Origin of the sequence: Nocardioides sp., from assembly GCF_016462705.1 — a bacterium.
Lineage (GTDB): Bacteria > Actinomycetota > Actinomycetes > Propionibacteriales > Nocardioidaceae > Nocardioides.
Genome location: NZ_JAEMSS010000169.1, coordinates 1 through 9041, shown reverse-complemented (window position 1 = coordinate 9041; position 9041 = coordinate 1). Strand labels below are relative to the sequence as shown.

Sequence of the window (9041 nt, the reverse complement as noted above, 5' to 3'; positions counted from 1 at the left end):
CAGGTGCCCCAGTAGACGACCTCCGCCTCGTCGACCACGAAGCCGTGGTCGTCGGAGGCGGTGAGACAGGGGGTGTGACCGACCGCGCAGTCGACGTCGGCGATCGTGCCGCACGAGCGGCAGACCACGTGGTGGTGGTTGTCGCCCACGCGGGACTCGTAGCGTGCGACGGACCCGGCCGGCTGGATCCGGCGCAGCAGTCCGGCCGAGGTGAGCGCGCGCAGCACGTCGTAGACGGCCTGGTGCGAGACGTCGCCGAGCTCACGGCGTACGGCTCCGATCAGCCGGTCGGTGTCGGCGTGCGGGTGCTCGTGGACGGCCGCCAGCACTGCCAGCCGCGGGCGGGTGACCCGCAGGTCGGCACCACGCAACAGCTGCTCGAGGTCCGTGGGGGCGGGCACGCACCCACCTAACTGGCTTTTCTGGAACGAGTCAAGATTGAACCCGGATCGCGTGCGGCCCAATCCGCCTCTCCGCCGGCTCCGAACTCCACCCACGCGGACATCACGGGGTGCCGCGACGACTCGGAAGGCTCGACCATGCGACTGCCCACAGCCCTGCACACTCCTTCGTTCGCCCTCTCCGCCGCCGCGCTGCTCGTCGCGCTCGGCGGCACCGGCTACGCCGCCGCGACCATCGACGGCGGCGACGTCCGGAACGGCTCGCTCACCGGCAAGGACGTCAAGAACCAGTCGCTGACCACCAAGGACATCGCCAACGGCAGCGTGAAGGCCAAGGACCTCAAGCCGGGCACCATCCCGGTCGCGACCCGCTGGGTGCTCGTCAACGCGGCCGGGCAGATCGAGGCCCAGTCCGGCGGATTCGAGATCAAGGCCGCCTACGGCGCCGGCGCGACCGGTGTCACCGTCCCGGCCGGAGCCATCGCCAACGTCTACCTCGACGCCAACGAGCCGCTCGACGACAACAGCATCGTGGCCAGCATCGCCCTGCAGAACCAGGTCGAGCAGAACGCCAACGGCAACACCAACGGCCTGGCCGCCGGTCCCGACGCCAACCCGGAGTTCTCCGGTGAGATCACCGCGACCCGCTGCGGCATCACCGGTGTCGTCGGTTGCGCGCCGACCGGCACCAACGACGTCAACCACTTCGTGGTCAGCCCCCGGCTGAGCGACGGCAGCCCCACGACCGCGCTGGACCGCAAGCGGTTCTACATCATCATCACGGGCGACTCGTCGGACTACGTCGCGCCCTGACCCCCGCGTACCGCCTCGGCGCCCCGGCCCTCCTGGACCGGGGCGTCGGCCTACTCGCGGGTAGTGTGACCTGCACTAGAACGCGTTGCAGTTCTGCCGCGGAGCCACGCATACTCGCGGAATGTACGACTTCCGAGCTGCGGGGATCGGACGGGACCCGGACGGGCGCCCGGACCTGCGCAAGCCGTCCCTGGTGCTCACCGCCGGGGAGGCGTTCCGCATCCCAGGGGAGTACGCCGGATCGCTGCTCCTCGGGTTGCTCGCCGACCCGCTGGTGGCCGACCGCGGGCTCGGCGGGGGCAGGCCGGTGCTGGTCGTGCCCGGGTTCCACGCCACGGACGCGGCGACCGCGCGGCTGCGCGGGCACCTCGCCCACCGCGGCTGGGACCCCTACGGCTGGGGGGTCGGCACCAACCACGGGCTGACCGACCAGGTCCTCGACGGGGTGCTGGCCCGGCTCGACGAGGTGCACGGCGACCACCAGGAGCCGGTCAGCCTGGTCGGCTGGAGCTTCGGGGGTCTGCTGGTCCGCTGGCTGGCGCAGCAGCGCCCCGAGCTGGTGCGCCAGGTGGTCACCCTCGGCTCGCCGTGGCGGCCCGAGGGCGAGCGGACCCGGACCACCCGGATGTTCGAGCGCTCGCGGCGTACGCACGGCCTGTCCGCCCGGGCCGAGGAGGTGCTCGACGAGCTGCGCGAGCCGCTGCTGGTCTTCAGCACCTCGATCTACTCCAGGACCGACGGGATCGTTCCCTGGCGCGGGTGCGCCCAGGATCCCGGCGACGGACCGGCCGCCTCCGAGAACATCGCGGTGCCCAGCAGCCACGTGGGCCTGGTCGCCAACCCCCTCGCCCTCGCGGCCGTCACCGACCGGCTGGCCCAGGACCCGTCGGCGCCGGTGCCGTTCAGCTGGCGGCGGGTGCTGCGCTCCTCCGTGACCGCCCCGCTGCGGAGGGCGTCGTGAGCGAGCCGGACCTGACCCTGCGGGACGCTGACTACGTCGGCAAGTGGCTGCCGTTCCTCCGGCTGGTGATGAAGAAGTACTTCCGCTCCGAGGTGCGCGACGTCCAGCGCATCCCGGCCGAGGGCGGCGTGCTCATCGTGTCCAACCACTCCGGCGGGCTGATGCCGATGGACGTCCCGATCATCACGGTGGCCTTCCACGACCACTTCGGCCTGGACCGCCCGATCTACACGCTCGCGCACGACATGCTGTTCACCGGCGCGCTCGGCCCCCACGTCCGCGCCGCGGGCTTCGTCGAGGCCAACCGCGAGAACGCCGCCGCGGTGCTCGAGGCCGGAGCGGTGACCATCGTGTTCCCCGGTGGGGACTACGACAGCTTCCGGCCGACCCGCAAGCAGGCCGAGATCGACTTCAACGGCCGCACCGGCTATGTCCGCACGGCACTGGAGGCCGACGTCCCCATCGTGCCGGTCGTGAGCATCGGCGGCCAGGAGTCCCAGCTGTTCCTGTGGCACGGGGAGCCGCTCGCCAAGCTCTTCGGGCTGCAGAAGCTGATGCGGTCGGAGTACTTCCCGGTCAGCCTCGGCTTCCCGTTCGGCCTCACCTTCGCGTTCCCGCCCAACCTCCCGCTGCCGACCAAGATCGTCACGCAGGTACTCGAGCCGATCGACATCCGGGCCGAGTTCGGCGAGGACCCGGACATCGCCGAGGTCGACGCCGAGATCCGCAGCCGGATGCAGGACGCCCTCGACCGGCTGTCGAGGGCCCGGCGCTTCCCGGTGCTCGGCTAGGGAGCGGCAGGCATGACCGACGGGGAGAGCAGGGCCACGATGACGGAGCGGCTGCGCCACGCGCGCTGGCGGACGGCGACCCTCGCCCGCGCCGGGCTGATCGCACCGCTGCGCCCGGACCGGTACGCCCGGATGGGCCTGGCCGTCCGCCGCTACGGCATCTCCGCGACCGTCGGGCTCGCGCTGGCCGCCGCCCGCCGACCCCACGGGGTCGGACTGGTCGACGAGCGCGGCTCGCTCACCTGGGGCGAGCTCGGCCGGCGGTCCGACGCGCTGGCCGCGGGCATCGCCCGGATGCGGACGCCGACCGGTCGCGAGATCCGCACCGTCGCCATCCTGTGCCGCAACCACCGTGGCTTCGTGGACGCGCTCGGCGCCGCGACGAAGCTCGGTGCCGACGCGCTGCTGCTCAACACCGGCTTCTCCGGCCCCCAGCTCGCCGACGTGGTGGCCCGGGAGAACGCCGAGCTGGTGATCTACGACGAGGAGTTCACCGGTCTCGTCGAGCACGCCCGCGCCGACGTGGGCGACCTCGTCGAGCTCGTCGCCTGGCAGGACGAGCCGGGCAGCGGCGACGTCCGCTCGCTGGACTCGGTCATCCGCGCCAACGACGGGGGCACGCCGGACCCGCCGGGGCGTCCGGCCAGGGTCATCCTGCTGACCTCCGGCACCACGGGGACCCCCAAGGGGGCGGCCCGGGGAGCCGACGGCGGCACCGACGCGATGGCCGCGATGCTCGACCGGATCCCGTGGCGGGCGGGGGAGCCGGTCGTGGTCGCGGCCCCGATGTTCCACGCGTGGGGCTTCGGCCAGCTCGTCATCGCGGCCACGCTGGCCTGCACGGTCGTGACCCGGCGCCGGTTCGACCCGGAGGCCACGCTCGAGATGGTCCGCAGCTCCGGCGCCACCGGTCTCGGTGTCGTCCCGGTGATGATCGAGCGGATCATGGAGCTCCCACCGGAGGTGCTCGACCGCTACCCGCTCAAGGGCCGGCTCCGCTTCGTCACGGCGAGCGGGTCGCGGATGCGCGGCGACGCCGTGCTGGCGTTCATGGACCGGTTCGGCGACGTCATCCACAACAGCTACAACGCCACCGAGGCCGGCCTGATCAGCACGGCGGTGCCCGCGGACCTGCGGGTGGCCCCCGACACGGCCGGCAGGCCCGTGGTCGGCACCGAGCTGCGGATCCTCGACGACGACGACCGCGAGGTGCCGCCCGGTGAGGTCGGGCGGATCACCGTGCGCAGCGGCTTCCAGTTCTCCGGCTACACCTCGGGTGACACCAAGGCGTTCCTCGACGACTACATGGTGTCCGGGGACGTCGGGCGCGTCGACGAGGCCGGTCGGCTCTTCGTCGTGGGCCGCGACGACGAGATGATCGTGTCGGGCGGCGAGAACGTCTACCCGATCGAGGTCGAGGAGACCCTCGCCGCGCACCCGGGCGTCCGCGAGGCAGCCGTCGTCGGCGTCGAGGACGAGAAGTTCGGCCAGCGCCTGGCGGCGTACGTCGTCGTCGAGCCGGGATCCGAGGTCGGCGCCGACGACCTGCGCAGCCACGTGAAGTCCCAGCTCGCCGGCTACAAGGTGCCGCGCGACGTGACGTTCCTCGACGAGCTCCCGCGCAACGACTCGGGCAAGGTCATGAAACGCGAGCTGCCGGCCTCCGACCCCGGAGGCTCGTGATGCAGCGCATGGACGGGGTCGACGCCAACTTCCTCTACCTCGAGACGCCGACCATGCACATGCACACCGTCAAGGTCGCGATCCTCGAGCGCCCCGAGGGGTCCACGGTCAGCGGCTTCGACTTCGACTCCTTCGTCGACGAGGTCGTGGCCCGGCTCGACAAGCTGCCGTCGTTCCGCAAGCGCGCGCTCATGGACCCGCTGCGCCTCAACCACCCGATGTGGATCTCCGACAAGGAGCTCGACCCGGCCCGGCACATCTTCCGGGTGGCGGTGCCGCCGCCGGGCACGATGCGCGAGCTGGAGAAGGTGGTCGGCCAGGTCGTCAGCATCCCTCTCGACCGGTCGGTGCCGCTGTGGGAGCTGCACGTGTGCGAGGGCATGGCGGGCGGGCGGGTGGCCGTCGTCGCCAAGCTCCACCACGCGCTCGCGGACGGCAACGCCGCCAACAACCTCCTGGCCAACGCGACCGGTGCGGTCTCGGCCGTCACGTCGGCGCCGGTCCTCGAGCGCACGCCGTCGCGGCCCGAGCTGGTGAGCGCCGCCCTGGCGGACGCCGTCAGGCAGGCGTTCTCCCTGCCGGCGCTGCTCGTCCGCACGGTCCGCAGGCTGGTCGACCTGGTCCGGATCCGCCGGGGGTCCGACGTGTCGCCGCCGCGGCCGATCCTCGACGTCCCGCGCACGTCGTTCAACGGGCCCCTCGGCTCGCGGCGCAACTTCGCGACCGTCACGCTGTCGCTCGACGAGCTCAAGGCCGCCCGGCACGCGCACGGCGTGACCCTCAACGACGTGGTGCTGGGCGTGGTGTCGGGAGCGCTGCGCCGGTGGCTGGACGCGAAGGGGGAGCGGCCGTCGTCCTCGCTGACCGCCGGTGTCCCGGTGGGCACGGACCCGGGGGACGGCCCGCCGCGGCTGGAGGGCAACCGGGTCTCCAACATGTTCACGACCCTGGCCACCGACGTCGACGACCCGCACGAACGGCTCCTGACCATCTCCCGGGTCACCGACGCGGCCAAGCTGACGCACCGCACGCTCGGCCCCGACATGTTCGTCGACTGGGTGCAGTTCACGCCGCCCGCGGCGTTCGGTGCGGTCATGCGGCTCTACTCCCGGCTGCGCGCCGCCTCCTGGCACCCGGCCCCGTTCAACGTGGTCGTGTCCAACGTCGCCGGTCCTCGCGAGGAGCTGCGGCTCGGAGACTCGCGGCTCGTCGACCTGTTCAGCGTGGGCCCGATCCTCGAGGGCATCGGGCTCAACGTCACCGCCTGGTCCTACCAGGACCGGATGAACGTCACCCTGCTGTCCTGCCCGGACCTCGTGCCCGACCTGGCACCGCTGGTCGCCGAGTTCGTCCCCGCCCTCCACGAGCTGACGAAGGAGACCCCATGAAGCTCCCCCGCCTGATCCTGCGCACCACCCGAGCCACGGCCCGGGTGGGGACCAAGGTCGGCGTCTACAGCGCGACCGTGCTCGGCAAGGCGGTCGCCGGACGTATCGTCACGCTGCCGGAGGTCGAGGACGTCCCCCAGGGCCGGATGGTGGACCTGCCCGCCTCCGCCGGCTACTCGGGGGGCCGGACCTTCGTGGTCGACGTCCCCGGACCCACGCCCGACGCCCCCACGGCGGTGCTGCTCCACGGGCTCGGCTGCACGGCGTACCTGTGCTGGTTCGGCTCGATCGCCGAGCTGGCCCGGACCCACCGCGTGATCACCTTCGACCAGCGCTGGCACGGCCGCGGCATCCACTCCGACCGGTTCCGCTTCGTCGACTGCGCCGACGACGCGGCCGCGGTCATGGACGCCCTCGGGATCGACCGGGCGCTGGTGGTCGGCTACTCGATGGGTGGGGCCGTGGCCCAGGAGCTGTGGCACCGGCACCCGGGGCGGGTCAGCGGGCTGGTGCTCGCCTCCACCGCCCGCAACTTCCGCGGCCACGCCCGCGAGAAGCTCTTCTTCTCCCTCATGACGCTGACGATGAACCCGCTGTCCCGGGTCGCCCAGCCCAAGGTCGAGCGGTTCGCCCTCGGCCTGCCGGACGTCTCGCCGTACGACGCCCGGGACCGGGTCGGCTGGGGCGCACGGGAGTTCCGCAGCACGAGCGCGTGGTCGATGCCCGAGGTGCTCGGTGAGCTGGGCCGCTTCAACTCCGCGCCCTGGATCGGCGGGGTCGACGTCCCAACCGCGGTGGTCGTCACGACCCGGGACAAGGCGATCCCGGCCCGCCGCCAGCGGGCCCTGGCCGCGGCCATCCCGGCTGCCGAGGTGCTCGAGGCGCCTGGCGGTCACGCGTCCGTGGTCATGGACCACGCCGGCTGGTTCCCGGTGTTCCTGGAGGCGGTCGCGGACGTGACGACGCGGACGCCGACGCAGCGCAGGTCTGCTGCTGGCTAGGGCTGCGGCTCGATCATCGGGCCCTCGACGCCGAGGTTGAAGTCGGAGTCCTTCCGGCTGATCGTCTCGGTCCGCTCCTCCGGGCTCATCGCGTCGATGAGGGGGAGCATCTCGAGACCGAACCCGCTCACCTCCGGAGCCTGGGCGAGCGGCACCACGGTGTTGACGACCCGGTCGTCGTAGACATGCGTCATCGTGAACGCCTGGTGCCCGTCCACCCCCGAGATGAGCCGGTCGCGCGGCGCCACGTCGGTCGTGTAGCAGCTCGCCGAGGCCACCGAGACGGGGATGCCGGCGAAGGTGGAGTAGGTCGAGTAGTGGTAGTGGCCGCCCAGGATGATCCGGACGTCGGTGCCCGCCACCACGGACGCGAGCCGGTCCATGTCGCGCAGCTCGATGACGGCCGCCTGGGGGATCATCGGCACCGGGATCGGCGGGTGGTGCAGCGCCAGGATGGTGCCGTGCTCGGCGGGCGTCGAGAGCACGTCGGCCAGCCAGCCGAGCTGCTCGTCGCTGAGCTCGCCGTGGTGGTAGCGCGGGGTGCTGGAGTCCAGCGAGACGATCCGGAGCCCGCCCACGTCGTAGACCGCGTCCTGGGCGGGGACGGCGTCCGCGTCCAGGTCGCCGAGGTCCCGGTCGAACAGGCCCTTCGCGTAGGGGGCGCGTTCGTCGTGGTTGCCCATCACCCAGACGACCTGCGCGCCGATCCCCGCCGCGAACGGCTCGACGAGCTCGCGCAGCCGGGCGTACGCCGCCGGCTCGGCCTTGTCGGCGAGGTCGCCGGTGAACACCAGCGCGTCCGGCACCGGGTCGAGGCGGGAGAGCCGCTCGAGGACGAGCATGAGGCCCAGCTCGGGGACGATCGCGTCGTACTGCTTGCGGCCCGGGCTGAGCAGGTGGACGTCGCTGAGGTGGGCGACGGTGAACCGTGGGTGGGGGAACTGGCCGTACTGCACTGGCGGAGACTATCTGCCGACATCAGGGTTGGAGCGGCGGTGTCGTGCTGGTCACCGGGCGTTCAGCACGAGGTCGTGGGCCGCCCCTAGCGTCGGGTCGTGGTCGCCCGGCTCCTCGCTCGCGGCGCGGCCGGCAGCGTGATGGTCCTCCTGGGTGGGCTGGTCACGGCCACCCTGCCCCGCTCGACGCCGTTGCTGCACTCGGGTGAGCCGAGCGAGCTCCTCCTGCTGCTGCGCGGCACCACCCCGGGACGGATGGCCGGCCTCGCCCTGGTCCTGGTCGGCCTCGGCCTCCTGGCCACCTCGTGGCTGGTGCTCTGCCGCCGGCTCGCGGTGCGCCGGGACGGTCCCGGCGGGGTCGAGCTGGTCCGGTTGGCGACGCTGACGTGGTGCGCCCCGCTGGTGCTGGCGCCGCCGCTGTTCTCGCGGGACGGCTGGTCGTACGCGGCCCAGGGCATGCTCGTCACCCTCGACATCTCGCCCTACACCCACGGCCCGCACATGCTCGCCGGCCCGTTGCGCCAGGCGGTCGACCCGATGTGGATGCAGACCCCGGCGCCCTACGGCCCGCTGCCGCTGGGGTACGGCGGGGTCGCCGCGGACCTCACCGCCAGCCCGTGGCTGCTGGTGCTCGCGCACCGCGGGCTGGCCCTCGTGGGGCTGGCGCTGCTGGCCTGGGCCGTGCCCCGGCTGGCCGGCTGGGCGGGCGTGGACCCGGCGCTCGCCTCCGCGCTCGTCCTGGTCTCCCCGTTCATGCTCGCCAACGGCGTGGCCGGACTGCACAACGACCTCCTGATGGTCGGTCTGATGGCGGCGGCGCTCGTCGTGGGCGCCGAGCGCGGCTGGTTCTGGGGCGCGGCGCTCGCCGGCCTGGCGGCGGCGGTGAAGGCCCCCGGTGGGCTGGTCTGTCTCGGCATCGTCCTCGTCTCCCTCCCGGCGGGTGCCCGGCTGGTCGACCGGGTCCGGCGCACGGGCGCCGTGGCCGCGGTGTCCGTGGGCGTCCTGGCCGGGCTCGGAGCCCCTGTCCCGCGGTCCACACGCGGACCG

At 72.9% G+C, this 9041-nt stretch carries 9 protein-coding genes; 7 read left to right on the top strand and 2 right to left on the bottom strand.

Annotated features, from left to right (window positions below; genetic code table 11):
* Nucleotides 1-401: Fur family transcriptional regulator (locus JHD21_RS17745; RefSeq protein WP_292677869.1), on the bottom strand; the 401-nt coding region annotated here is incomplete at its 3' end.
* Between the two features lie 138 nt (nucleotides 402-539).
* On the opposite strand from JHD21_RS17745, the gene JHD21_RS17740 reads away from it, so the two are divergent.
* The 6 genes from JHD21_RS17740 (at nucleotide 540) to JHD21_RS17715 (ending at nucleotide 7038) form a co-directional block, all read left to right on the top strand.
* Nucleotides 540-1214, top strand: coding sequence for a hypothetical protein (locus JHD21_RS17740; protein ID WP_292677867.1), 675 nt, complete (start codon nucleotides 540-542; stop codon nucleotides 1212-1214).
* Nucleotides 1215-1335: 121 nt separating this feature from the next.
* Nucleotides 1336-2175, top strand: a complete 840-nt coding sequence (locus JHD21_RS17735) for an alpha/beta fold hydrolase (protein ID WP_292677865.1) — start codon at nucleotides 1336-1338, stop codon at nucleotides 2173-2175.
* Entirely contained in the window at nucleotides 2172-2966 is a 795-nt protein-coding gene (locus JHD21_RS17730) for a lysophospholipid acyltransferase family protein (RefSeq protein ID WP_292677863.1), read from the top strand. Before JHD21_RS17735 ends, JHD21_RS17730 begins: the two co-directional genes overlap by 4 nt.
* 12 nt (nucleotides 2967-2978) lie before the next feature.
* Nucleotides 2979-4649, top strand: coding sequence for an AMP-binding protein (locus JHD21_RS17725; RefSeq protein ID WP_292677861.1), 1671 nt, complete (start codon nucleotides 2979-2981; stop codon nucleotides 4647-4649).
* A complete protein-coding gene (locus JHD21_RS17720) occupies nucleotides 4649-6037 on the top strand; it encodes a wax ester/triacylglycerol synthase family O-acyltransferase (protein WP_292677859.1) in 1389 nt (462 codons plus the stop codon). The genes JHD21_RS17725 and JHD21_RS17720 overlap by 1 nt, the downstream gene beginning before the upstream one ends.
* Entirely contained in the window at nucleotides 6034-7038 is a 1005-nt protein-coding gene (locus JHD21_RS17715) for an alpha/beta hydrolase (protein ID WP_292677858.1), read from the top strand. Before JHD21_RS17720 ends, JHD21_RS17715 begins: the two co-directional genes overlap by 4 nt.
* Here the strand turns inward: JHD21_RS17715 and JHD21_RS17710 are convergent.
* Nucleotides 7035-7994 carry a metallophosphoesterase gene (locus JHD21_RS17710; RefSeq protein WP_292677856.1) on the bottom strand — a complete coding sequence of 320 codons (960 nt, stop codon included), beginning with the start codon at nucleotides 7992-7994 and terminating at the stop codon, nucleotides 7035-7037. The two genes, JHD21_RS17715 and JHD21_RS17710, sit on opposite strands and share 4 nt — an antisense overlap.
* Nucleotides 7995-8093: 99 nt before the next feature.
* Here JHD21_RS17710 and mptB point away from each other — a divergent pair.
* The coding region (mptB, locus tag JHD21_RS17705) for a polyprenol phosphomannose-dependent alpha 1,6 mannosyltransferase MptB (protein ID WP_292677854.1) at nucleotides 8094-9041 on the top strand (948 nt) is incomplete at its 3' end.

Excerpts from the sequence above, each read along its gene's own strand:
- JHD21_RS17735 (WP_292677865.1), top strand. The coding sequence starts at position 1,336 with ATGTACGACTTCCGAGCTGCGGGGATCGGACGGGACCCGGACGGGCGC.
- JHD21_RS17725 (WP_292677861.1), top strand. The coding sequence starts at position 2,979 with ATGACCGACGGGGAGAGCAGGGCCACGATGACGGAGCGGCTGCGCCAC.
- JHD21_RS17720 (WP_292677859.1), top strand. The coding sequence starts at position 4,649 with ATGCAGCGCATGGACGGGGTCGACGCCAACTTCCTCTACCTCGAGACG.
- JHD21_RS17715 (WP_292677858.1), top strand. The coding sequence starts at position 6,034 with ATGAAGCTCCCCCGCCTGATCCTGCGCACCACCCGAGCCACGGCCCGG.
- JHD21_RS17740 (WP_292677867.1), top strand. The coding sequence starts at position 540 with ATGCGACTGCCCACAGCCCTGCACACTCCTTCGTTCGCCCTCTCCGCC.